The organism is Arcanobacterium hippocoleae (assembly GCF_031456295.1).
Classification (GTDB): Bacteria; Actinomycetota; Actinomycetes; order Actinomycetales; family Actinomycetaceae; genus Arcanobacterium_A; species Arcanobacterium_A hippocoleae.
Window position 1 is genome coordinate 1,414,899 of sequence record NZ_JAVDUJ010000001.1, and the last position, 24,872, is coordinate 1,439,770.

The window sequence follows — 24,872 nt, forward strand, 5'->3', positions numbered from 1 at the left end:
ATGCAAGTTGGCGTGGGATCATTCAGTCAGTGCAGTGCCCACGCCGATAACAAAACAATACGATCCACGAGCTGAAGGAGAATCAATGCTGTTATTGCTCTTGGTGTTCGCACTAGGTGCAATGATTGCGCCGTTTTTACTTCAACGCGGCAGGCTTGGCTTCTTGATCTTGGCGCTCATCCCAGCCAGTGCATTTTGCTACCTGCTCACACTGCATGATACGGCTCTTTCCGGAGCGTCCAAGCCCACCGCCGCAGCCAGATATTACACGGAAAATTTACCTTGGGCACCAGAGCTTGGCTTTGAGATTTCCTTCCGGATCGATTCGCTTTCATGGGTGATGGGGCTGATCGTGACGGGAGTTGGCGCATTAGTGCTCGCATACTGCTCGCGTTATTTCTCGGCAAGTGCACGCGGATTGGGCAGATTTGCCGGTATTTTCACCGCGTTTTCCGGGGCAATGCTTGGCCTTGTCACGACCGATAACACTCTCGCGCTTTATCTCTTCTGGGAACTGACTACCGTCTTTTCGTTCCTGCTTATCGGGCATTACTTCGATAAAAGTGCATCCCGCCGTGCGGCAATGCAAGCAATCATGGTCACGACGGCAGGCGGCCTATGTATGCTTTTCGGGATCATCATTTTCGGGCAGGCTCCGGGCGGCTCTTATTCGATCAGCGAACTTGTGGCACACGCGCAGGATGGCACACTTGGTCTAGCTGCGATCCCTGCCAATTCCACACCGCCAGCCGTTATCACAGCTGCACTGATCCTCATCCTGCTGGGGGCATTCAGCAAATCGGCACTGATCCCACTGCATTTTTGGCTGCCAGCGGCAATGGCTGCCCCTACTCCCGTCTCGTCTTATCTGCATGCGGCGGCAATGGTGAAAGCTGGCATTTACCTCGTAGCACGGCTTTCACCAGGATTTGCCCCCACGAATCCGGTGTGGAGTGCAATGATCCTGCTTTTTGGCAGCTGTACTTTGCTGCTTGGCGGATACCGTGCACTGAAACAATACGATTTGAAACTTGTGCTCGCTTTCGGAACCGTCTCGCAACTCGGTTTGCTGATGATCATGGTCGGATATGGCAGTAACGCAATGATGCTTGCTGGCTTGGCGATGCTCCTGGCACACGCGATGTTCAAAGCGGCACTCTTTTTATCCGTCGGAATTATTGATTGGGCGACGGGTACGCGCGATTTGCGTCAGCTCACTGGGCTTGCACGAAAAATGCCAGTACTAGCAATCTCGGCGATGATCGCGGCTGCATCAATGGCGGGGCTACCGCCGCTTGCTGGATTCGTCGCAAAAGAAGCTGCACTGCACGCCTTGACCAGCCCGGGCGCAGATTTACGCGCTACCGGCACCTGGATCGTGATCGCACTCGGATCGGCACTCACGGTCGGCTACACTCTGCGTTTTATCTGGGGTGCTTTCGCAAACAAAGCTGGCGTAGCTGAGATTGAGATCAAATCCAGATCCTGGCTGATGCTACTGCCAGTGATCATTCTCGCTGCTGCCAGCCTCGGATTCGGGCTCGCTTACCAAGCTGTAGAAAAAGTGTTTACACTCCACGCGCAGACTCTTCCCGGTGAAGCCGGGCATCTGGCAATCTGGGGCGGTCTTACTCCTGCGCTGGCGATCACTACGGCAGTGATCGTGCTTGGGGTACTTATTTTCATTGTGCGTAAAACCTTTGTGCGAATTGCGGAAAAACGGAAATTCCCAATTACCGCTGACGGTACCTACCAAAAACTGATCTCCGGTTTGGAAACGCTTTCCGGCTTTGCGACGAGCTTTACACAACGCGGATCGCTACCCGCATATCTCTCCACGATCTTCACTTTTACCCTTGCGGTAGGTACAAGTGCGCTCATTTTAGGAAATCTTGCAGTGATCAAGCCGGTTCGTGGATTTGATTCGCTCGGGCAGCTTGCCGTCGCGATCGTTACCGCACTTGCCGCGCTGATCGGTGCCCGCGCGCGTCACCGGATGAAAGCCGTGCTGTTGATGGGCATTTCTGGTTATGGCGTGGCGCTCACATACGAACTTTATGGCGCTCCAGATCTTGCACTGACGCAGGTGCTGGCAGAAACCATGACCCTCGTCGTATTCATTCTGGTACTCCGCCGTTTGCCAGCATATTTCTCGAATCGACCAATGCGGATGACCCGCTGGGCACGCATTATTCTTGCCGCAGTAGTCGGAGTAGCGGGTGCTGCGATCGCCTGGCTCGCTGCCGGGGCGCGCGTATTTGCACCGATTTCACTTGCTTTCCCAGAGGAAGCATACTACTACGGCTACGGTTCAAATATTGTAAACGTGACGCTTGTAGACATTCGTGCCTGGGATACATTCGGTGAAATTTCTGTGGTCGTAGCTGCTGCTATTGGCGTCTCCTCGCTGCTTTTCATTCGCGACAAGAAAGGCCGGATCGATCGTTTCCGGAATCTCGCTGATGGCAGTGTCAAGAACGCTAATGTGTGGGCAAAGCCAGGCGATCAGGAAATCCAGCGGCAAAGCTGGAACCGCCGTCAGGCAAAAGAGATCGCGCAAACTGTGCGTGCGCCGGGGCGGAATATGGTTTGGCTGGCAGGTACACATACGCTTGCGCAGCAACGTCGTTCCGTGATTTTGGAAGTTGGCACGCGCATTATCTTCCACACTCTGGTAATGCTCTCACTATATTTCTTGTTTGCAGGGCACGACTATCCCGGTGGCGGTTTTGCAGCGGGGATGACGGCTGGAATTGCGCTTGTACTACGATATGTGGCTGGTGGACGGTATGAGCTCGGGGCGGCGGTGCCGTTACATCCAGGGCATTTAATGGGAGCGGGGCTTGTGATTGCAGCCGTATCGGCAATCGTGCCGATGTGCTTTGGCGGCACAATTTTCCAGACCGCAAAGTTTTATCTCACGCTGCCAGCGCTTGGTGAATTGAAGATCGCGACGGCAATCTTCTTTGACATCGGAGTCTACCTGGTAGTGGTCGGGCTAGTGCTAGATATATTGCGTTCCCTCGGTGCAGAAATTGATCGGCACGGAGAACTCGCAGGTATCGAATCTCCAGAAACTTACGATATTGTGCCTGAGCGTGATGTGCGCCGTGATCAAGCTGAAGCTGAGCTTTCTACGCAGCGCTACGTATTTGAAATACCGGAAAATTCCACGTCAGCAGATCACGGGCAACAATACGCCGAAAAGATGCAGGAGGTGCGCTAAATCATGGAAAGTTCACTTGCGCTTTTGATTCTTGGAGCAATACTCCTCGCTGTCGGTGTGTACCTGATCTTGGAACGCTCACTTTCCCGGATTGTACTTGGCTTAGCCAATATCACTAACGGAGTGAATATCTTATTCCTGGTTGCTGGCGGACGTTCAGGTGAGCCGCCCATTGTGGGGTCTGCTGCACCTGAAGCGATGGCTGATCCGCTTGTGCAGGCAATGATGCTCACTGCAATTGTGATTGGTTTAGCTACCACGGCTTTTCTGCTCGCAATGGGATATCGTTCCTGGCAGTTGCATGGTAATGATGAAGTACAAGACGATCTCGAAGATAAACGGATTGCGCGACGGATCGAGCGGCAAAAGCTTGCTGCCCGTGCCGATCTTGCAAGTACCGTGGAAGAAGATGCGAGCCAGACGCATGACGATACCGAAGGTGTGCGTGAAGATTGTGAATTGATCGGCACGATCGATCCGATTCTGGATCGCCCGCGAGAACAATATCCGGTGAAAGATTCGTGGGGTGTGAGCTGATGAACCAAATCAATATTTTGAGTATCTTTCCCGGATTGGGAAATCCGCTATTCGCAGCTGAATCGCAAATTCATGGGCATGCTACACTCGGCTGGAATATTTTACTCGCATTGCCAATCGTACTGCCTTTGCTGGGCGCGGGGCTTTCGTTAGCATTTGCTTCGGTACGCCGGCTGCAGGGAATAATCAGTGCAACCGTGTTGGCGATATCTCTTGGTGTGGCGGTTGCTTTACTGGTGATGTCGCTGGATGGGCCTGTCGTGCTCGATATCGGTTCCTGGGCAGCGCCGGTTGGGATCGTGCTGGTAGCTGACCGTCTCTCGGCAATCATGCTGCTCACTTCGCTTACCGTGACACTGCTGGTATTGCTGTATTCGCTGGTACAAGGCGCAGCTGACGGAGACGAAGCAGCACCAATCGCCGTCTACCATCCTGCGTTCTTGATTCTTTCGGCAGGTGTTTCTAACGCATTCCTCTCCGGCGATTTATTCAATATTTATGTTGGTTTTGAAATGCTGCTGATGGCATCATTCGTGCTGATCACCCTGGGCGGTACGCGTGATCGCATCCGTTCGGGCACAGTTTACGTGGTAGTTTCGCTGCTTTCTTCATTCCTTTTCCTGATTGCGATTTCCTTGGTTTATGCAGCTACCGGCACGGTCAATCTGGCACAGCTGGCTTTCCGGCTTCCGGAAATCGATTCTGGTGTGCGGCTTGCAATCCAAGCGCTGCTGTTGGTTGGTTTTGGCGTGAAGGCAGCGATTTTTCCGCTTTCAGCCTGGCTTCCAGATTCATATCCAACAGCTCCTGCACCAGTCACGGCGGTCTTTGCAGGTTTGCTGACGAAAGTGGGGGTTTACGCGATCATCCGCACGCAAGTACTGCTTTTCCCTGGGGATCGGTTAGATCTTATCGTCGGTGTATTCGCGATTCTCACAATGATCATGGGGATTCTTGGTGCCGTCGCGCAACACGATATCAAACGTCTTCTTTCTTTCACTCTTGTATCCCATATCGGCTACATGATCTGGGGGATTTCACTCTCGCAAGTGAATGGTCTAGGTGCCACGATCTATTACGCGATTCACCACATTTCGGTGCAGACAGCACTCTTCCTGGTAGTCGGTTTGATTGAACGGCACGGCGGGACTACGTCTTTAACAAAACTTGGTGCACTTGTGCGGACGGCTCCGCTAATTGCTGTGCTTTATCTCGTTCCGGCATTAAATCTTGCCGGGATTCCACCATTCTCAGGATTCTTTGGGAAGGTTGGGTTGATTCAATCCTCAGCAGATCGTGGACTCTGGATCGATTGGGTGCTGATTGGTGCGGGAATCGTTACCTCACTGCTGACCCTTTATGCGGTAATGCGTGCCTGGAATATGGCATTTTGGCAGACTCCGCCCGAAGAATTACCGGCAAAACAAAATCCGCGTGGGATGACGGCAGCCGCTGGAACGCTCGTGGGAGTAACGATACTGCTTTCAATTTTTGCCGGCCCACTAAATCTCTATACGCGTAATGCAGCATTAGAACTGGAAGCTCGTGCACCTTATGTGGTTTCGGTACTTCCAGACGATGGGCGCGGCAGTGGAATCTCGCGTGATGTAACAAAACGGGAGAGTGAAAAAGATGCGCAAAATAATGCGCCAGGGGCAAAGCAGAATCTGCCTGCAGCAAAGCCGGATGATGGAGGCAGGGCAAAATGATCCAGCAAATCGACATCAGGAATCAAGCGGCGGGCATCGCCACAGCTGCAAGCAGTGAGCAAAAAACTGAAACTGCGAAACGCGCGCGAAAACAAGCTCAGAAACAAGCAAGACGGCAGGCAGCGAAAAATTCGCAAGCAGCCCGGCAAATAGCATTGGTAACTCGGCGTCCAGGCCGTTTCCCACATGCTTCAATGGGGACGATCATCTGGCTGACCATCGTCTGGGTGATGCTCTGGGGTAAATTAAATACCACCAATTTTGTGGCAGGATTTATTCTCGCATTATTTATTACCACGATCGCCCCATTCCCATTCACGCGTTTTGATGGGCGCTTCCGGCCGTGGGGTGTGCTCCGGCTGAGCACGATTTTTTTCGCGGATATCATACGTGCATCTTTTGCGCAGGCGCGCTTTATTCTCAGCGGAAAAGAGCCGCGGGGAGCGATTATCCGCGTGCAGCTGCGTTCACATTCGGACGTATATCTTGCAATGGTTTCTGGAATGACCGGGCTGGTTCCAGGCTCAGTAGTGGTTGATGCACATCGCGCTACCGGGATGCTTTATGTGCATGTGTTTGATATGGGGCTTGCTGGTGGGCCAGATGGTGTGCATCGTAGTGTGCTGGAGCAGGAGGAGCGAGTGTTGCGTGCATTCGCTTCACACGACGAGCTAGTGGATGCCGGATATGTGCCCGGATCGCATCCGAGCCTGGGGCGTCTGCCAACCCCTTATGCGCCTGCTACCGGGCCTGAGCTGATGCGATATGGAGTGCTGGAAGTGCCTGAAGTGGCGGCAGAAAAGACGAAGATTTTGGAGCAGATCGCCGGGAATCGGCTGCAAGGGCAGAAAACTGAAGTGCGTAACGAACACACGGACGAGGTGAAATAGGCATGAGCTATGTGATTTCCAGTTGTGCAGTGCTGCTATTTATTTCCGCACTGCTGATCGTATATCGCACGGCGAAAGGGCCGACGGCTCTGGATCGGATGGTGTCTGTCGATATGCTCACTTCGATTGTGATCGGCGGATTTGCGCTACTTGCGGCGGCTACACGGCGTGCAGATTTGCTTCCGGTGTTCGTGGCTGTGAGCATTATTGGCTTTATTGGGTCTACTACGTTAGCGCGATTTTCAGCTCCTTTGAGTGGTGCTACGCGAAAAGCGTTGGCGCAGGCGGCAGCTGAGCGGAAAACTGCCAAGGTGCAGGATTCCCAGGTGTTAGAAACAGCGGCAAAAGAAATGATGTCGCGGCCAGAAAATGATCTGCACATGAGGCAGAAATATGTTGACGGATTTGCAGATCGGGGTGAACGTAAGTGAACTTTCTGATTGATTGGCTATTTTTGGCAGATATTTTTGGTATGGGATTTTTACTGCTCGGAACGCTTTTTACACTGATTTCAGCAATCGCCATGATGCGTTATCCTGATTTACTTTCACGGCAACACGTTGCGACAAAACCGCAGGTTTTTTCGTTGATCATGTTCTTATTGGGAGTGATTTTGCTTGTGCGCACCACGGCAGTTACCTGGACGCTGCTGATCGTGATCGCGTTTCAATTAGTTTCTGCGCCAATTTCGGCACATATGCTTTCGCGTGCTGGATACCGTACCGGGCGAGTTCTGCAAAGTGAACTGCTTTTTGATGAATTGGCAACGGATTTACGCACGGGTACAGATGAATATCGGATACAAAAAGCCGCGGTGGAGGATTTGACGGCAAATTTTTCTGCACTCAGCGATGCTGGAAAAAATTCTCCCCGTGCGGTCTCTGCCGCGTTATATCCAGAACAAAGTTCTGTGCGTACAGAAAAATCTGAATATTAATAAATCGTTCCAGAAAATCTTGGATAATAAATAGCGAAGCCGGAAAAAATTTGGAGGAATAATGAATCCGCTTTGGAAACTCGTAAGTCTCGGTGTAAGCGCGGGGGCTGGTTTTATAGTACAAAAAGGTGTTGAAGTTTTTTGGGAAAAAGTGCTGAAAAATCAGAAGCCGAAAGGTGATGATACGGATGCTGATTTGCCGGCGATCCAGATTGCTGCTTTTGCTGCTGTCACTGCGGGCGTCAACGCGATCGTCACTGCACTGATTGATCGCAAAATGAAAGAAAAGTATCGTAACGGCGTTGAATCAGACGCATAAAATTATCAAATAGCCCACTATCCAGATTGAAAATAGCGATTTAGATAGTGGGCTTTGGTTATACTGAGAAAGACCACAGGGGAGCGCCGAAAGGCGCTGAGAGTGCGAAAGCAGACCCTCGAACCTGCTCCGGTTAGTACCGGCGAAGGAAGTTGAGATCTCTCCACTTTGCTTGCTTTCACAGGCAAAAGTGCAGCAGTATCCAGATGCTGCTGATTTGGCGGCTAAGGATGATTTCTGACAAAGGCTGGCAGTTACTCTGGCAGCTGGTGCTGGCATTGCGATGAATGTAATGCTTTTGGAATATTCCTCGCTGAAGCTGTGAAATCATGTGAAGTCCCCTCCAAACAATTTGTGAGGAGGAAAAATGAAACTAATCCACAAAGTTTCGGCTGTACTTGCTACTGTTGCAGTGTTTGCAGTAGCAGGCTGCTCATTAGCAGATCAGAAAACGAAAGACGCTAATGCTGGCGCTGATAAAGACGGAGCCCAAAAAACCGTCACTATTTTGACCCACGATTCTTTCGCCTTAGATAAAGCTGATATTGCAGCTTTTGAAAAAACGAGCGGATATCAGCTGAAAACTATTTCCGCTGGTGACGGCACCGTCATTAATCAACTTCGATTGAAAAAGGACGCTCCCGTCGTAGATGGTTTCTACGGTATCGACAATTTCACCGTCTCAGAAGTAATCAAAGAAGATCTTGCTGCAAAGCTAGAAACACCTGTTGAACCGGCTTCGCTAATGGTTGACGGCAAACTTGTGGCGATTGATCAAGGTGACGTTTGCCTAAACGTTGATAAAACTTGGTTTGCACAGAAGGGGATTGCGGCTCCAACAAGCTTCGATGACCTGTTGAAACCAGAATATAAAGACCTGACCGTACTCACGGATCCGGTCGCATCAACTCCCGGGCTTGCCTTCTTCGTCGGCACAATCGCAAAATATGGTGACGAAGGCTGGAAGGAATATTGGCAGAAGCTGCTTGCTAACGGCACGAAAATTGCTTCTAGCTGGTCGGATGCATACTATACTGACTTCTCCGGTGCGGAAGGGAAAGGTTTGTACCCGATTGTGCTCTCATATGCTTCCTCGCCTGCAGAGTCGAAGGGGGCGACGGCTGCTTTAGAAGGTACTTGTGTGGAGCAGCTCGAATACGCTGGTGTGGTAAAAAATGCGAAAAATCCGGCGGGGGCGCGAGCCTTTATTGAATTTTTGCTCTCTGATCAAGTACAGGCTTCGCTTCCGCAGCAGATGTACGTGTATCCAGTGAAAAACGGGGTGGAATTACCGGAAGATTGGGCAAAATATGCCAAGCGTGCGGCTGATCCAATCAAGGTAGATTCACAAAAAGTTGCAAAACAGCGGAAGGCATGGCTGAACGATTTTACTGCCTTATATCAGAGTGTCGGAAAGTAGCAAGTAAACAAGTACGCTTTAAGTAACTTATATTACCCTCCGTCAAAACAGAAAAATCGCGGTGCATTATGGAAAATGTGGCAGCAGATGTAGCGGCTGGGATGCCGGAGGGCAGTATAAGCGGGAGAAAGACGAAGTAAAGATGAAGCAAATGCGGTGGATTGGCTGGGGGATTGCAGTGGGGATCCCGCTTGCTTTCCTCGTATTTTTCTTCGCCTTCCCAGTAGGGGCAATGCTTGCGCGCGGACTATATGGGGCAACCGAAGCTGTCGGAAACGGCACTGATGCTGGCAGTGCCAGGATCGTAGAAAACAGTTTATTTACGGGTCTGTGCACATTACTCACCGACGGGTATACCTGGCAAATTATTTGGCAGACTGTTTGGATGGCGCTCGCCGGTACGCTGCTCTCGGTGTTTTTTGGAATTCCGGGCGCTTATGCGCTGTATCGGCTTGATTTCCCTGGAAAAAAGCTGATCCGCGGCATTATTGCGATGCCTTTTGTTTTACCGACGGTAGTGGTTGGGATCGCCTTTAGTGCTGTTTTTCGCGGTCCACTTGCTTTTTTGAGACTGGAAAATTCTGTCTGGGCTGTTGTGCTGGCAATGCTTTTCTTTAATTTTTCGGTAATTGTCCGGATGGTCGGGAATATGTGGCAGGGGCTTGACGAGCGAATGAGCCAGGCTGCGCGAACGCTTGGTGCTTCGCCGCTGCGTGCCTTTATCACGGTCACACTTCCGCAACTTGCACCGGCAGTTGCTGCCGGTGCCGGAGTTGTATTTCTTTACTGTTCGACAGCATACGGGATCGTGACTACGCTCGGGAATCCTGGGTATGGCACGCTCGAAACTGAGATTTACCGTCAGACCGCAATTTTCTTTAACCTGGATCAAGCAGCGATGCTTTCAGTATTGCAGTTTCTGATAGTTGCAATTTCGCTACTGGTTTCCAGCCGTCTAACAGTGCATACCGAGACAGCACTGAAAATCAAGGCGCGCTCATATCACCGGGTGTATCGGGCAGATTGGTGGGCTTTCGGGCTCACACTGAGTATGGTGGCTTTTATTTTATTGCCGTTGGTTACGCTCCTGATTCGTTCACTCCAGGCAGACGGAAAGTGGAGCATACGTAACTACCTGCTGTTAAGTGAACCGGGGGCGGGTTTTGCTGGCGGTACCAGTGTGTGGGAAGCAGTTGAACATTCAGTAAAAATTGCTGGTGACGCTACGCTGATCACATTTTTTATCGGTGTGCCTTTGGCGTTAGTGCTTTCGCGTCGGGTGCGCGGTGCTTGGGCACAAGCGCAACAGCTACTTGATGCATTTGTGCTGCTTCCCTTGGGTGTCTCTACCGTGACGGTTGGATTCGGGTTTCTGATTGCTTTTAGCGGCAGTGCGATCGGTGATTCTCCACTGCTTGTGCCGCTTGCGCAAGCAGTTGTGGCACTTCCGCTTTTTATCCGGCTGCTGGTGCCGAGTTTGCGGGCGATTGATCCGCGAATGCGTGAGGCTGCCCGGACTCTCGGCGCAACTCCGTGGCAGGTATTGCGGACGATTGATTTGCCCTATTTGCTGCGTGGGCTTGGTTTAGCGCTTGGTTTTGCTTTCGCGATTTCGCTCGGCGAGTTTGGCGCAACATCGTTTTTGGCAAACCCGGATTATCTTACGCTGCCCGTCGTGATCGTAAAGCTCCTTTCGCGGCCAGGTGCGGATAATTATGGTATGGCATTAGCGGGTGCAATGATTCTTGCTTTCGGAACGGGGCTGATTATGGTGGTTGCGGAGCTGGTTGGTGCGCAAGGAAGTGAGGAATCTCGTGCGAGATAGCGGAAAAATAGCTGAAGTAGCAGGTGAGCATGGAGCAGAGCTGGTATTTGATCATGTCTGCGTGACTTATCCGAACGGATTTACTGCGGTAAAAGATGTGAATTTGCAGGTTTTCGGCGGTGAGATCGTGGCACTGCTCGGAGCTTCCGGCTCGGGAAAGTCTACATTGCTGCGTGCCGTCGCCGGGCTTGAACGTGTGAGCGCTGGGAGGATTCTTATCGACGGGTGCGATATGGCGCGTATCCCAACGCATTTGCGGAATGTGGGGATGGTGTTTCAAGATGGGCAGCTTTTTCCGCATCGAAATGTTTTCCAGAATGTGGCTTACGGACTTGAAATGGCTGGTTTGAAACGCGCCGAAATCAAGAGGCAAGTGACGGGACTGCTGCAGCTTGTGGGAATGGGTGAATCTGCTGCCCGCAGTGTGACGACGCTTTCCGGCGGGCAGGCGCAGCGAATTGCTTTAGCCCGCACACTTGCAGCTAAGCCGAAGATTATTCTTTTCGACGAGCCGCTTTCTGCACTCGATAAAGATTTGCGTGCCGGGCTGGGGAAGCAACTGCGGAAGATTTTGAAAGATGCCGGTACTACCGCACTTTTTGTTACTCATGATCGTGAAGAAGCTAAGTTGGTAGCTGATCGGATTGTGATGATGCAAGAGATGCAAAAGCGTGTGTCGCCGTAAATCGTAAATAAAGTGCATATTGCTGCAAATAAAGCGTGTGCTGCCGCAAAGAATGCTGCACGCACTTACAGTTGATTCGGCTGATTGAAAGTAGGCAGCGCATCCTGCTGAAAGCAGTTCGTATATCCGCGATCGGATGAATCCATTCGTCGGCATCTGGTGCGAATCTGAAAGTGCAGGGACTGTCAGATGTTATTGAAGAAAATTCTTATCAATCATGTGCGCTTCAATCCATGACGCTAAACTTTGCTGGCTTTCTTTTCCAGATGCAATATCTAAATATAGCTTTACTAATTCCTCGTCGCGATATGAAAGCTCTACTCCATTTACCGATAAAAATACAAGCATAGCGTGGGCTCCAATGCGCTTATTTCCATCAACAAACGGGTGATTGGCTGAGAGTGAATAACCTAAACATGCTGCTTTTTCAATTAAGGTGGATATAAATCCACACCTCCGAAAGTTTGAAATGGCGCATTTATGGCTGCGTCTAGCAGCGTAGAATCTCTCAGTTGAGCACTTCCTCCAAAATACGAGATTAAAGCTTTGTGCAGCGCGAGAACGTCTTCCCTTGTAAGAACTTTCATTTTGCAAGCTCGTTATATACCTTAGCGTTGCGGGTAATAATTCGCTCAGAAATCTCATTTAGTTCAGCTCTGGACACATTTTCAATCTCGGAATCATTTGGTAAAACCGCAACATCGAAAGGTAAGCCCCCGCGCATTAAGCACTGCCGCAGAAACACGTTTACTGCGCTCGACATATCTAGCCCTAGCTTTGAAAAAAGTTGGGTTGCCTGAATTTTCACATCTGCATCAATCCGAATTTGAGTTGGTACGGTAGCCATTTGACATCCCTCACTTAAATATTTACATTGCCTGCAATATAGTTTACAACGTAAATCATTTCGGTTTATTATTTTACCTGTTGATTGCGCGGCACAGAGCATGAGATGGTTTTCATTGGCGACGGCGGGCTGTGCATCTAGCTTCCCGTAATCCGTTCTTGATTGGGGTTTGAGCATTCAGATTTAGTCGGTGTTTGCTAAGCTGGCGGATGTTTCTTGGTTCGTTAGTCTGACGGATGTAGCCATGCAGCCCGAACAAAAATGTGCAGCGCCTTTTTAGTTGGGTCTAGTTTAGCTGGTTCCAAGTGGTGTTTTTGCATAGCGGTCAGGCTTGATCTATGCAAAAACACCACTTTCCACCCGATCAAACACCAGTTTCATTGCCCCAACACAAATAAAACGTGCAGCGCCGATTTATGCTAGATAATTCCATATTCCGCGGCATATTATTACCGCTTTGCGCTACTCTTTCGGCTTTATAGATTCGTTTACAAACACATCGCCATATAGAGCGGCAGATAAGTGACGCCGTTTTCAAAATGCAGATCCTTGGTGTAAAGCACATAGCGGTTTGGGATTTTCATTTGGTATTTTGCGATAAACGAATCTAAAGATTTGTGTGCTTTGTATGCTGAAGATTTCACTTCGATTGGGCAAATGCGTTTTCCTTGTAAAATCACGAAATCAATTTCGTATGAGTTTTCCTTATCTTTTCCCTCTGGTTGGTATTTGAATTCGTGAAAATGCAGCTTATGCCCGTTTGCCGTAAGCATCTGCGCCGCCATGTTTTCATAAATCATGCCCAGATTCGCTCCTGAGGAACCGAAAATTAAAGCTTTATAGAGCGAAGCGTCAAATTTAGGTGATGTCTGCGAAATGAGCAGACCGGTGTCTGCCATAAACATTTTAAACGTAGATTGCTGAGCATACAGTTCCATCATTACATCGGGAACCGTCACCTGCGTGCAAAGATTTACAATCATCGATTCTGCTAAAAAGTCGAGTGAATCAAGCAGACGGCGGTAGCGCATACCTTGCCCTAGCAGCGCATATCTAAACTGCCGTTTTTTCGAACTCAGCTGTTCGGGAAGCGTTTTAAATATCGCCCCCACTCGTCCTTTTTCTTCTACGTCAAAACGATGCAGGTCTTCTTCATAGAGATTGAGAATGGACCGTTTGATAAAGTCTATTTCTTCGTAGTCTTTGCCGTTTACATACGCTTCCACGGCTTGCGGCATTCCGCCCACTACCATGTAGGTGCGCAGGGTCTTCATTATTTTTCGATGAATTGCTTCGCCGACGGGCGATTTTTTAGAAAAAGCTGTGTGAATTGCTGATGCTGTAACACTGTCGCCTAAGGCCCATAAAAATTCTTCAAAATCCATCGGATACATCACGATTTTATATTCCTCGGAGGGGATTAAAATATCGCGAATATTTTTCTTGATGGAAATAAGGGAACCAGTTTCGATGTAGTGGTAGCGTCCGTCTTTTACGAGCGCTTTTATCGCTTGGCGCGCGAGCGGAAAAAGCTGTACTTCATCGAAAATAATGACGGCATCCCCTGCGGGTAAAGATTTTCCTTTCAGAAGGAAAAGCAGCCGAAAAAATTCGTCGAGATTATTGAGATTCGCGCGAAAGTTTTCACGAATCTCTGGGCCTTCCGAAGCGAAATCTATCAGCAGATAGTCTGCATAATTTTTTTGCGCAAAAGCTTCGGCTACAGTGCTTTTTCCGATTCGGCGTGCGCCTTCCAGGAAGGCTGCTGTGTTTCCGTTCGAGAGACGCTTCCATTTAACTAGTTGGTCGTATGCTTTACGTTTGAATATAGACTGCATCCGAAAACCTTTCCGTAACAGGCTGAATGACGCAAATTGAAAAATGTTTTAACCCCATTTTGACGCAAATTGAAAAATGTTTCAATGATGTTTTGCCGCAAATTGAAAAATGTTTTCCAATTTCAGCACCTCTTCACTGTAAAAGCGCCCGAGAGCAAGGTGCTGCGGCGCGCGCGTATTTTCGAAAACTTTTGTAATAAATAGCGAAAAATGAGAAGATGAAAAATCTTAAAATGCGCAATTATGAAACGTGAGGAAGTAGGCTGCAGTGGGAATTAAATTAGCTGTACCAACTGAGCATTATGCTCAGCAAGTGATGGATTATAAAGCGCAAATGCTTGCGAACGGGGATAGTCTTGCCGGCTGCGCTGGCCTGGAACGGTGCGAAACTTTTGCGCAGTGGGTCAGGTTTGCAGAACGCGGGCGCGCTGCTTATGGCGATGGTTACGTGCCGCAAAAAGTATTTCTTGGCGTGGCTGAAGATACCGATGAGCTTGTTGGAATGATTGATTTACGGCTCGAACTTAGCGAGTTTCTGCTCAATTTCGGTGGGAATATTGGCTACAGTGTGCTTCCTTCACAGCGCCGCAAAGGGTATGCGAAAGAAATGCTGGCGCAGGTATTGCAAATTGCGAAACAAGAAGGTCTGGAAAAAGTCCTTATTACCTGTAATAAAACTAACGATGGATCGCGTAGGACGATTCTTGCGAACGGCGGAGTACTCGAAAATGAGGTACTCGATACCGTCGGAATATTGGCGGACGAAAAAGACGGCTCCGGCACAGAATGTGTGGAACAAAAAGGGCGTGCAGCAGAAAGCACAGCTGAAATTGCGGAAAACTTCGAAGATCAGGCTGGGAAGAAAACTAAAGTAATCCAACGCTATTGGATTAGCTTAAAATAATCTTTCACCGCAGCCTTAGTTCGCCTGCATTCACTGCAGGAATGGGTTGTATTTTAGCGAGTTTACCTTGCATGAACATTCGGTGGCGATATTGATATTTTGAGCAATCTTTCCTTCTGCGCGCAGTTCTAGCAGACGCGGCACCACGCGATCGCGCAGACTCCACGGGTCGATTGTGTTTACATAGATTTTTGTGCTGCCTTCAAATCCGGCAAGTGTCGATACGCGCCACTTGATCAGTACTTTCCAGGGCATTGCTACATCTGCATCGATTGGCTTGCAATACCATTCCTCGTTTGTCGGTACGAGCGGACCAGTAGCTGCATGCATTGCATGAATTAAATCAGACATTGCGTGCAGCTCCTCTGGTGTATGCTCCCACGGCTGGCAATGCGGGGAACGCGACCAAATCTCAAGCGTTGGATAGCGATGCCCAAAACCGGCAATTGCGACGGCGTGCTGATTTTCTGCCAGGATCAAATTATGGTAGCTGGCGTAATCAACTCCGGCTTCGTTAAACAGATTTGGATTCCGGCGTGCTTTCTCCACTTCAAGCTGCGCGGTGACGGGCCTTTGATCGATAGAGACAAGCTGTTTATGCAAATGATCAAATGAAGCTCCCGCTGGTTTCAGCCAATTTTGGAAAACCTGCACGTATTTCGCGTACCTGTTGCTTTGATATAAATCGTGCATCGCGTCAACAGTTAAACGGATGTACCATTCATGTTCCTGCGGAGTAAGTGTGCCAGCTGAGGCAAGTTGCGAATCATCAGTGGCTCCGTCAATAAAATGACGACGTGAGATGATCAAATCATGCCCTGACGCGAATAAATTCCGTGCTTGTTGGAATTTTTCGATTTCCGGGATCTCATCCCATTCGCCGTCTGAATATATGCCACGCATTTTCGCACGTAAAACACTGAGGATATGGGATTTTCCTGCAGGATCAGCAAAATAAGAATCTAAGCGCTGCTGCGCATCCCGCGAAAGACGGAAATCGTAATTTTTCTCCCAGTAATCGAAGGAAACGATTTCAAACAGATTCGGAACCCGGCGAAACTCCCACTCACGTGTAAGCATATCGACGCCGGTAGAACGATAGATCACAGCATCATCACGTTTCTTCACCAGGCGGGATTTCTCCGGAGGGGTTTCAAGTACGCGCTGTGTACAAAACGCACAAGTATGCCCAAGAGTTTGCGGATCAATGGGCTGTGGATTGGGAAGTTTCATTTCGAGCGGCCGATGCGCACGCCCTGGAACCGTCCAGACTTCAGTGTCTGAAAACGGGTTGATCTGCTTGACTGTGCCGTCAGCCATTTTTGTCAGTGGTGGGCGGAAAGAATTGTTCATGAATCAAGCATATCGCGCACTGCCGAGAAAATTTTAGTGCCTTTTTATAAAAAGGCGAGAATTAGCCAAAAAATCGCGAAATTAATGTGGCGCGAGTTACGATCTACGTAAAATTCGCAAAATTGTTGCCGACAGTACAAGCTCCTGAAACGAAATCTCTTGCGATTCCTGATAAACAAGTATGAGAATGGATGATCCTTGCCGAGCTGATCGAGTTGTATTGATCGGGCCAGATTCAGTCAAGCTGTGGTCGTTTGCGCTAACTATTTGGCGCATCGGCTTTACACAGCAAGACGCAGGTGAATTATCGGAAAATGCGTGAGGTAAAAAAAGAAAAGGTGGAAATTGGAAAGCCGTCGGGCAAATCAGGAAAATCAAACAGAAATCAAAAAGCGCAAGCGCACGGTTCTGCCAAAGGAAATCTGGGTGCTTGTAGCAGCATCGGTATCGATTGCGCTCGGGTACGGTATTGTAGCTCCCGTATTGCCGCAATTTGCGAAAAGCTTTAATGTTACGAACTTTGCTGCAACGCTCGTAGTTTCCGTTTTTGCATTCATGCGCCTTGCATTTGCGCCTGCGGCCGGCTTGTTTTCAAATCGCTTCAATGAGCGCAATGTTTATCTACTTGGGATTTCGATTGTCTCAATTTCATCTCTTACAGCGGCTTTTGCCACGAACTACTGGCAGCTGTTAATCTTCCGCGGAGTCGGTGGGATCGGTTCGGTAATGTTTTCCGTCTCGGCAATGTCGCTAATTTTCCAATGGGCGCCAGATGGCGCGCGCGGGCGTGCTTCGGCGGCTTATGGCTCAGGTTTTCTGATCGGGAGTATTGCCGGGCCAGCCGTAGGCTCATTGCTTGCCCCGTTCGGATACCGTCCACCTTTCGTGATCTATGCGATTTTCCTGGCGATCGCGGCAGTTATCGTCGCGGTAATGATCCCTGGTGAAAATAAACATAAATTGCACTGGCGAACTCGTAAGCAGAAACACGATCCGGTAGCAGGAAGCGCAAGCAGTGCTTGCAAAACTGATGGGTCAGGGCAAACTGATGCAGCAAAATCAGCAGAAATGGCACGCCCATCTGCAACGCAGGAAACAATTACGGTCAAAGAAGCTTGGGCAATTGGCAGATTTAAGGTAATTTTACTGACGTCATTCGCGCAAGGCTGGACGAATATGGGTGTACGGCTTTCAATCGTGCCGCTATTGGCTGGCACGATTGCGGGTGCGCCCGTCTGGCTGGCAGGCGGGATGCTGACGGCTTTTGCTGCCGGCAACGGAACCTCGCTTTTCACTGCGGGGCGTTGGTCAGATATTTACGGACGGCGCAGGCTGGTAGTGGCAGGTTTGCTGCTTTCGGGAATTTTCACGATATTTACCGGTGACGTGACAAATACCTGGCTTTTGATCGGAATGAGTGCGCTTGCGGGATATGGGTCAGGGCTGATCCAGCCATCGCAGCAAGGAGCGCTTGCCGATATTGTGGGGAAGAAAAATGGCGGATCAGTAGTTTCGCTTTTTCAGCAATCAGCTGATTTTGGCTCGATCCTTGGCCCGATCGCGGCAGGGCTAGTTGTAGACTTCGCCGGATTCTCGCCAGCCTACTGGATTTCTGGTGGCGTGTTGATTACCGTCGCTATTGGATGGATATTTTTCACACATGGAAGATAACGGCAGCTGCAAACTGTTGGGGTGAAATTTAATTTTTCGGGTGAGATTTCATTTCTAGCAAAAGTTAACGTGAAAATTTTAATTTCGCGCGATAATAAAAATGTAATGATTCCAAATAAACGCCAAGCTTGGCGTCGTTAGGAGAATGATATGGCAGAGTACGCACATCAATATGATGACAAAGGAAAGCAGCCGTGGGTTGTCGATATTGAGAAAGAAACCGTCGATAATGATACTTTCCGCACTACGATGTGGACTGGTGAAAAGCTGCAGCTTACTGTGATGAGCATCCCGGTTGGCGGCGATATCGGCTTGGAAGTGCATCACGGAATCGATCAATTCCTGCGGATTGAAGCCGGTAAGGGCTTGTGCCAGATGGGTCCGGCTGAGGATGATTTGAATTTCGAAAAGGAAGTTCATGACGACGACGCAATCTTCGTTCCTGCTGATATGTGGCATAACGTAACCAATACTGGTGACGAGCCGTTGAAGCTCTACACGATTTATGCTCACCCGGATCATGTGGCTGGTACTGTGCATCAAACACAGGCGGATGCAGAAGCTGATCCAAACGAAGAGGACTAAGAGATCCTGGTGAAATAGATGCTCGTCTCCCGCGAATAGCGAGGGGCGGGCATTTATTATTGCGCTTTTAACTGGTTCTGCAAATTTTTCTTTGTGCCCCGAGTATCGGCTGACGTAACTGGCGGCGAAATAGCTTTAATTATTTACGCGGATAAACATGGCAAAGCCGAAAATAAATCGGTGTGCCGCACTTCACAAAAAACAGTTTTGCCCGTCCATACGGTCAAAAACCCCTCCGTGATTAGATGTTGATTTATTAGAACAACACGCATTTATTTCTATTAAACATGTGGATTTTTTGAATCCATCTTTCAGCCTGGCTCAAGTATTCGGATTTTGAATCCGCCGCTCAGGCTGCTCAATCTTAAACAGCTTAATCTAACGGAGGATTAAATTGGTTACACAAACAAATGCGCAGCGCACCGCAATAAAAGAAAAAGCGCATAAGTATGCTACCCGTCTTGCACTCATCGCAACTCTCGGTCCATTGTTTTATGGTTTTGAAGGGATGGTCTTGAACGGTGCAATTGGTGCCGTCGGAAAAACTTTTGAACTGGGCGCTTTTGCACAAGGCGTTGCCGGTTCGGCAGGGATTATCGGCGCAATTATCGGTGCATTCGCTGCAGGGCGGATTTCCGATAAAATCGGCCGTCGCACCACAATGATGTGGGTTGGTCCATTCTTAATGTTCGAAGCAATCTTCGGCGTTATTTCACCGCTTTTCGGGCAAAATGGCGGATATCTTTTCTTGCTCTTCTGCCGGATCGTGGGCGGTATCGGATTTGGTGCGGCAACCACCGTCGCCCCTGGTTATATTGCTGAAATTGCTCCAGCTGCAATTCGCGGGCGGTTAATCGCATTCCGCCAGCTTGCAATCATTATTGGCTTAACTTCGTCTGCAGTAATTAACGCGGTAATCGTCAGCATTTCGGGCGGCGCTGGAAAAGAGCTTGCTTTCGGAATTATGACCTGGCAGTGGATGTTCCTCTTCCTGATGATTCCGGCACTGTGCTTTATCATTTTTACCGCGACGATTCCAGAATCTCCGCGCTACCTGGTAAGCGTTGGAAAAGATCATGAAGCAGCGCAAGTTCTGGAAAAAGTCACTGGTGAAGAGCATACCGCAATTGCGGATACGATTAATTCGATTCGCGCTTCAATCGGCGAGGTCGGAATGAAAGGTTGGAGCGTCGGGAAGATTCTCGCTTCGAACTGGCGTCCGCTCGTCCTGGTCGGCGTCGCAATTGCAGCATTCCAGCAGCTCACTGGAACAAATGGAATTTTCTTCTACTCGACAATGATTTTCGAATCTGTCGGTTATGACGAGTCAACGGCGCTCTATCAGACGCTCTTCTTAGGCGCATTCAAGATTGTTGGTGTGACTGCAGGTATTTTGCTTGTTGATCGAGTTGGCCGCAAACGAATGCTGATGGTTGGCGGAGCGCTGATTTTCATTGCGCTTGGCGTTATTGCTTCGGTATTCACTTTCGCTCCAACAAATGCTGCCGGGCATACGGATATTACTTCAGTACCGTTCCTTGGCTACCTCGTAATTGCTGGCTTCTGCCTGTTCCTTCTCGGTTTCACATCCTCGTGGGGACCAATTTTCTCAGTTTTGATGGGTGAAATGTTCCCGCAAAAGATTCGCGGCGGCGCAATGAGTTTGGTTTCGGGTGCAGATTTCGTGGTGAACTTGATTGTGGTACTTTCTTTCCCATACATGGTGGCTTGGTCGCCGGCTGGTGTTTACTGGATTTTCTTCGCTTTCGGCGTTTTGGCAGTGATTTTCACCGGCAAGTATCTGCACGAAACTTCAGGCGTAGAGCTTGAAGACATGGATAAATTAACAAAGTAAACGAAACGGAATGAAGAAATGACATCGCAAACTGGTATGAAAGCACCTTTGCAGCGCGATATTCCAGATAATGTCCGGAACGTGCTGGTAATTATGACGGATCAGCATCGGGTGGATACGATTGGCTGCCTCGGAAATCCGCACGCACAAACACCTGTGCTTGATAATTTTGGAAACAACGGCTTTGCTTTCACGCAAGCTTTCACTCCGACGGCAATCTGTACTCCGGCCCGCGCTTCGCTGCTTACCGGGAAACTTCCGCGGAAGCATCAAGTTTTGGCAAATCCAGAATGGAATATCGCATACAATACCGACATTCCGTTAGATTCGTGGACCTATACGCAAGAGCTGCGCGATCACGGTTATAACGTGGGGATCGTCGGCAAGTATCATTGCGGGCATAATCTGCCGGATAAGTTCGGGATGGATGATGACTCTTTCTGGGGTGCAGAGAATCCGGTAGCGAATGAACGCTATGTGGCGTGGCTGGAGGAAAATGGTTTGCCGCCGGTGAAAGCTCACGATTTCTGGCGCGGAAAATTGCCGGGGAATCGCGACGGGCATATTATTGCCGCTCGTCTTGACCAGCCGGAAGAAGCTACGTTTGAACGTTTTATCGCAGATACGGCAATTGCGCGGATGCGGAAATATGCCAGTGAATGGAAAAACGACGGCAAACCGTTCTCGCTTGATGTTCATTTCTATGGACCGCACCTGCCATATTTCTTGCCGGATGAATGGTTCGATTTGATTGATCCTGATTCTGTAACGCTTCCGGAAAACTTTGGCGATACGCTGATTGGGAAACCGCAGATTCAGCAAAATTATGCTACTTATTGGTCGACATCGTCGTTTACGAATGAGCAGTGGAAAAAGCTGATTGCAGTCTATTGGGGCTACGTGGCAATGATTGATTACGAGATTGGGCGAATCATGGATGTGGCGCGTGAACTTGGAATCCTTGACGATACGGCAGTGTTCTTCTGTGCCGATCACGGTGAATTTACTGGATCGCATCGGATGAACGATAAAGGCCCGGCAATGTATGACGATATCTATAACGTGCCGTTTATTGCGCATATTCCAGGTGTTTCAGCCGTCGGCCAATCAGATGCGTTCGTTTCGCTAATTGATTTGCCGGCAACCGTGCTCGATATTGCGGGGCTTGATCCGGTTTTGGTTGAAGATGGACGGTCGATTGTGGATCTGACCCGCGGCGAGACAGTGCCGGATTGGCGTGAGGATATTGTCTGTGAATTCCATGGCCACCACTTCCCGCTGCAGCAGCGGATGCTGCGCACCCGTGAATTTAAGCTTGTTGTTTCTCCGGAATCAATTAATGAACTTTACGATTTGCGGTATGACAAGGCGGAGATGAATAACGTTTATGAAGCTCCGGCTTATCGTGAGATTCGCAGCGAGCTGGCAACGAATCTTTACAAGCAGCTGCGTGCGCGCGGCGACCATTCATTTGCAAAGTGGATGGCGGCAATGACGGATTTTGATGTCCCGTTGGTGAATACCGCGCGTTCTGATCTTGACGAAGTTCTCGGTTCTTAATCAAGAGCTGTGATATTTGAAGATATCACAGCTCTTGATTGGAGTTCTTTGTTTCAGAAATAATAAAGAGTTTCGTAGATGTAAAGAAACTTCGAGAGGAGATTGGGCGGCAGTGCAGGCGCAAATAAACCAATTCGGCAATACACTGCAAGATTTGATTGCATTGGCGCTTGGTGAAAGAAGCTATACTCGCGCACAGCTTACGCGAAAGCTTGGTGTCTCGCGCCCCGTCCTTTCTCGTGCTCTCGATCCGATGATTCACGACGGATTTGTTTTGAGTGAGGTTTCTGCGCGTGAAGGCGGCGCTGGCAGGCCAGTGCAGTATTTGAGTCTTGTTGACGGTGCAGCATATATCGTCGGGCTGAGTATTGGGCGGAATGAGGCTGCTGGGGTACTGATTAATCGTGCTGGTCAGCAGCTGTTTTCAACAAGTTTTGAGTATTTGGCATACCGCGGTTGGGAAAAGCCGCTGCAAAAGTTGCTTTCACTGCTGATGCGCGGAATAGCTGAAAACTCGATTGATACGAAAAAGATTGCCGGTACCGGGGTAGCTTTGCCGATGTCTGCTTTTCGCGATAGTGATGCGGCAAAAGCTGCGGCGATGGTGCGTGAAGAATGGTCGGGCGGATGCGTGTATGACAATATTGTGGCGATGGCGGCTCTGGCGCATTTGCATTCACCGGCGGGAAGTTTAGCGGCTTCGCCGCAGATGTATGTGCGGCTTTCCGGCGGCGTTGGCAGCTGTTTTATGTGGAGTTCTCCGGTGGAAAATATTCCGCAAGTGGTTGCGGGAGAGTTCGGGCATGTTTCGATACCGGGTATTGCACAGAAGTGTCACTGCGGAAATATTGGATGTCTTGAATTGGCGGCTTCCTATGCGGCGCTCTGCAATGGAGCGGAAGTGGAATCTTTAGCTGATTTCCGGCAGAAATTAGATTCTGGAGATCCGCAGACGGCTGATGTGCTGAATCGCGGGGCAGCTGCGCTTGGTTTTGCCTGTGCGCAAGTTGCAATGGCGGCACATCCGTCGCATATTTATCTTGGCGGTGAAGTCGTGGCGGAATTACCGCAGATTGTTTCGCTTACGCAAGCGCAAATGCGCCGGCATTTTAGTCCGGCGATTCAGTGGGAAGTGCCGATTAGTTCTATCCCGATGGATGGTGCTGCTTGTGCGTGGGGTGCGGTTTGCGCGGTGAAAACTTCCGTCGCGGCTTTGCAGATAAAAAACGAGAGTATCGCGACGGTGATGAGGTTATGAAGCGAATTCCGCTTTCTGTGGTTACAAAACCGACTGGTGCTGCATGTAATCTTGACTGTTCGTATTGTTTTTTTCTCTCGAAAGAGCTGCTTTACAATGCGAAGCAGCAAAAAATGAGCACAGCGACTTTACGTGTGTATATTCAAGAATTTTTGGCAGCCCATCCTGATGGGCCGGTTACGCTGCTTTGGCAAGGCGGTGAACCAACGTTACGCGGTTTGGATTTTTTTCGCTGCGCTGTGGACTATGCAAAGCAGTTTGCGCGTCCCGAGCAGCAGGTTTCGCATGCAATTCAGACTAATGGCACTTTAATTAATGCTGAGTGGGCTGAGTTTTTTCGGGAGAATAATTTTCTGGTCGGGATTTCAATGGATGGGCCGGCGAATATTCACGATTCATATCGGGTAAATCGAGCTGGCCGCGGCACACACAAACAAGTACTGCGCGGATGGGAAATTCTCCAATCCGCTGGTGTGGAAACGAATATTCTCTGTACGGTACATGCGGCAAATCAAGACCATCCCCGCGAAGTGTACGAATATTTCCGTGATGTGCTTGGCGCACGATTCTTGCAGTTCATTCCAATTGTTGAACGTGTAGAACGGAAAGATTTAGCGAAAGCTGAAGCCGGCTGGGGGCACGGTGCACAGTTAATGTATCAGCAGCATGGTGACGCGGTAACTTCGCGGAGTGTGAATCCGCTCCGGTATGGAAAGTTTTTACGTGAAATCTTTGATATTTGGGTGAAACGCGATGTGGGCACGGTATTTGTGCAGGATTTTGATGCGGCACTGGCGGCAGTGTTCGGCACGTATTCGGTTTGTGTTCATGCGCCTGGCTGTGGAAATAATTTCGCGATGGAGTTCAATGGCGATGTTTATGCCTGCGATCACTGGGTGGAGCCGGAGTGGAAGCTTGGGAATGTATATCGCAGCGGGTTTGCAGAGCTTGCTGCAGGGCAAAAAATGCAGACATTTCAGAAAAAGAAACTGCAGCAAATAGCTGAAAAGTGCCGTTCGTGCGATGTAGCGCGGTTCTGCTGGGGAGGGTGCCCGAAAGATCGTTTTGTTGGCGGAAGTTTTCGGGAAGGTAATGCGGAAAATTATCTCTGCGCCGGGTATCAGGATTTTTATCGGCATATCCGCGCTGATGTGTTGCAGATGGCGCGTTTAGTGGCAGCTGGGCGTGAGGCGAGTGAAATTATGAAGATGAACCTGTCTCAGGAATCTGATTAACGAAAGCAAAATTTGCGTAACTGGTGGCGAAATGCTTGCGGGTTACGTAATTGGTGGCATAATCCCCGCAATCGCACGTAACTGGTGGCGAAACCGACTTCCCGTCACCAGTTACGCAGCAGCAAATTTGCTCGTCGTTAATTTCTGCAACCTTGGTTATTTTATATATTTAGTTAACCTTGTTCCGTCTGCCTGCTGAGCTTATTTTGTCCGCACGC

General features: G+C 49.5%; 23 protein-coding genes and 1 riboswitch. Of the genes, 19 read left to right on the forward strand and 4 right to left on the reverse strand.

Going from position 1 to position 24,872, the window contains the following annotated elements; all coding sequences use genetic code 11:
• Positions 1-85: 85 nt before the first annotated feature.
• The 10 genes from J2S36_RS05975 to J2S36_RS06020 all read left to right on the forward strand — a co-directional run bounded on the left by J2S36_RS05975 (position 86) and on the right by J2S36_RS06020 (position 11,548).
• Positions 86-3,226 (forward strand): Na+/H+ antiporter subunit A, encoded by a 3,141-nt coding sequence (locus tag J2S36_RS05975; protein ID WP_309956502.1) that lies wholly within the window; start codon positions 86-88, stop codon positions 3,224-3,226.
• Positions 3,227-3,229: 3 nt separating this feature from the next.
• Positions 3,230-3,763, forward strand: coding sequence for a Na(+)/H(+) antiporter subunit C (locus tag J2S36_RS05980; protein WP_309956504.1), 534 nt, complete (start codon positions 3,230-3,232; stop codon positions 3,761-3,763).
• On the forward strand, positions 3,763-5,472 hold the full coding sequence (locus J2S36_RS05985) for a Na+/H+ antiporter subunit D (RefSeq protein ID WP_309956505.1): 1,710 nt from the start codon (positions 3,763-3,765) through the stop codon (positions 5,470-5,472). The genes J2S36_RS05980 and J2S36_RS05985 overlap by 1 nt, the downstream gene beginning before the upstream one ends.
• Positions 5,469-6,362 (forward strand): Na+/H+ antiporter subunit E, encoded by an 894-nt coding sequence (locus tag J2S36_RS05990; protein ID WP_309956508.1) that lies wholly within the window; start codon positions 5,469-5,471, stop codon positions 6,360-6,362. Before J2S36_RS05985 ends, J2S36_RS05990 begins: the two co-directional genes overlap by 4 nt.
• A gap of 2 nt (positions 6,363-6,364) precedes the next feature.
• Complete coding sequence (locus J2S36_RS05995; protein WP_309956510.1) at positions 6,365-6,793, forward strand: MrpF/PhaF family protein; 429 nt, start codon at positions 6,365-6,367, stop codon at positions 6,791-6,793.
• Positions 6,790-7,299, forward strand: coding sequence for a monovalent cation/H(+) antiporter subunit G (gene mnhG / locus J2S36_RS06000; RefSeq protein WP_309956512.1), 510 nt, complete (start codon positions 6,790-6,792; stop codon positions 7,297-7,299). Before J2S36_RS05995 ends, mnhG begins: the two co-directional genes overlap by 4 nt.
• 61 nt (positions 7,300-7,360) lie before the next feature.
• On the forward strand, positions 7,361-7,618 hold the full coding sequence (locus J2S36_RS06005; RefSeq protein ID WP_309956514.1) for a DUF4235 domain-containing protein: 258 nt from the start codon (positions 7,361-7,363) through the stop codon (positions 7,616-7,618).
• Between the two features lie 67 nt (positions 7,619-7,685).
• Positions 7,686-7,786, forward strand: a riboswitch (TPP riboswitch).
• A 199-nt stretch (positions 7,787-7,985) separates the two neighbouring features.
• On the forward strand, positions 7,986-9,038 hold the full coding sequence (locus tag J2S36_RS06010) for a thiamine ABC transporter substrate-binding protein (protein WP_309956515.1): 1,053 nt from the start codon (positions 7,986-7,988) through the stop codon (positions 9,036-9,038).
• A gap of 61 nt (positions 9,039-9,099) precedes the next feature.
• Positions 9,100-10,863, forward strand: coding sequence for an ABC transporter permease (locus tag J2S36_RS06015; RefSeq protein WP_309956517.1), 1,764 nt, complete (start codon positions 9,100-9,102; stop codon positions 10,861-10,863).
• Positions 10,853-11,548 carry an ABC transporter ATP-binding protein gene (locus J2S36_RS06020; protein WP_309956519.1) on the forward strand — a complete coding sequence of 232 codons (696 nt, stop codon included), beginning with the start codon at positions 10,853-10,855 and terminating at the stop codon, positions 11,546-11,548. The genes J2S36_RS06015 and J2S36_RS06020 overlap by 11 nt, the downstream gene beginning before the upstream one ends.
• 192 nt (positions 11,549-11,740) lie before the next feature.
• Here the strand turns inward: J2S36_RS06020 and J2S36_RS06025 are convergent, their stop codons facing one another.
• From J2S36_RS06025 to J2S36_RS06035, 3 genes are all read right to left on the reverse strand, one after another.
• Positions 11,741-12,142 (reverse strand): type II toxin-antitoxin system death-on-curing family toxin, encoded by a 402-nt coding sequence (locus J2S36_RS06025; protein WP_309956520.1) that lies wholly within the window; start codon positions 12,140-12,142, stop codon positions 11,741-11,743.
• Positions 12,132-12,395, reverse strand: coding sequence for a type II toxin-antitoxin system RelB/DinJ family antitoxin (locus tag J2S36_RS06030; RefSeq protein ID WP_309956522.1), 264 nt, complete (start codon positions 12,393-12,395; stop codon positions 12,132-12,134). The genes J2S36_RS06025 and J2S36_RS06030 overlap by 11 nt, the downstream gene beginning before the upstream one ends.
• Before the next feature lie 488 nt (positions 12,396-12,883).
• Entirely contained in the window at positions 12,884-14,233 is a 1,350-nt protein-coding gene (locus tag J2S36_RS06035) for an ATP-binding protein (RefSeq protein ID WP_309956524.1), read from the reverse strand.
• A gap of 26 nt (positions 14,234-14,259) precedes the next feature.
• On the opposite strand from J2S36_RS06035, the gene J2S36_RS06040 reads away from it, so the two are divergent.
• Together J2S36_RS06040 and J2S36_RS06045 are read left to right on the forward strand one after the other, a co-directional pair.
• Complete coding sequence (locus tag J2S36_RS06040) at positions 14,260-14,430, forward strand: hypothetical protein (protein ID WP_309956526.1); 171 nt, start codon at positions 14,260-14,262, stop codon at positions 14,428-14,430.
• A gap of 71 nt (positions 14,431-14,501) precedes the next feature.
• Positions 14,502-15,137: a GNAT family N-acetyltransferase gene (locus tag J2S36_RS06045; protein ID WP_309956527.1), complete on the forward strand. Its 636-nt coding sequence runs from the start codon at positions 14,502-14,504 to the stop codon at positions 15,135-15,137.
• A 30-nt stretch (positions 15,138-15,167) separates the two neighbouring features.
• Here J2S36_RS06045 and J2S36_RS06050 read toward each other — a convergent pair whose 3' ends face one another.
• Positions 15,168-16,490, reverse strand: coding sequence for a DUF4921 family protein (locus J2S36_RS06050; RefSeq protein ID WP_309956529.1), 1,323 nt, complete (start codon positions 16,488-16,490; stop codon positions 15,168-15,170).
• A 187-nt stretch (positions 16,491-16,677) separates the two neighbouring features.
• Between J2S36_RS06050 and J2S36_RS06055 the strand changes: the two genes are divergently transcribed.
• From J2S36_RS06055 to J2S36_RS06085, 7 genes are all read left to right on the forward strand, one after another.
• Positions 16,678-16,812: a hypothetical protein gene (locus J2S36_RS06055; protein WP_309956531.1), complete on the forward strand. Its 135-nt coding sequence runs from the start codon at positions 16,678-16,680 to the stop codon at positions 16,810-16,812.
• A 23-nt stretch (positions 16,813-16,835) separates the two neighbouring features.
• The gene (locus tag J2S36_RS06060) at positions 16,836-18,161 is read left to right on the forward strand and encodes an MFS transporter (protein WP_309956534.1); all 1,326 of its coding nucleotides are present in this window, start codon (positions 16,836-16,838) and stop codon (positions 18,159-18,161) included.
• A gap of 150 nt (positions 18,162-18,311) precedes the next feature.
• Positions 18,312-18,746 carry a cupin domain-containing protein gene (locus tag J2S36_RS06065; RefSeq protein ID WP_309956536.1) on the forward strand — a complete coding sequence of 145 codons (435 nt, stop codon included), beginning with the start codon at positions 18,312-18,314 and terminating at the stop codon, positions 18,744-18,746.
• Positions 18,747-19,140: 394 nt separating this feature from the next.
• Positions 19,141-20,601 carry a sugar porter family MFS transporter gene (locus J2S36_RS06070; protein ID WP_309956538.1) on the forward strand — a complete coding sequence of 487 codons (1,461 nt, stop codon included), beginning with the start codon at positions 19,141-19,143 and terminating at the stop codon, positions 20,599-20,601.
• Between the two features lie 18 nt (positions 20,602-20,619).
• Entirely contained in the window at positions 20,620-22,161 is a 1,542-nt protein-coding gene (locus J2S36_RS06075) for a sulfatase family protein (RefSeq protein ID WP_309956540.1), read from the forward strand.
• A 112-nt stretch (positions 22,162-22,273) separates the two neighbouring features.
• On the forward strand, positions 22,274-23,419 hold the full coding sequence (locus J2S36_RS06080) for an ROK family protein (protein ID WP_309956542.1): 1,146 nt from the start codon (positions 22,274-22,276) through the stop codon (positions 23,417-23,419).
• Entirely contained in the window at positions 23,416-24,654 is a 1,239-nt protein-coding gene (locus tag J2S36_RS06085; protein ID WP_309956544.1) for an anaerobic sulfatase maturase, read from the forward strand. Before J2S36_RS06080 ends, J2S36_RS06085 begins: the two co-directional genes overlap by 4 nt.
• Positions 24,655-24,872 lie beyond the last annotated feature (218 nt).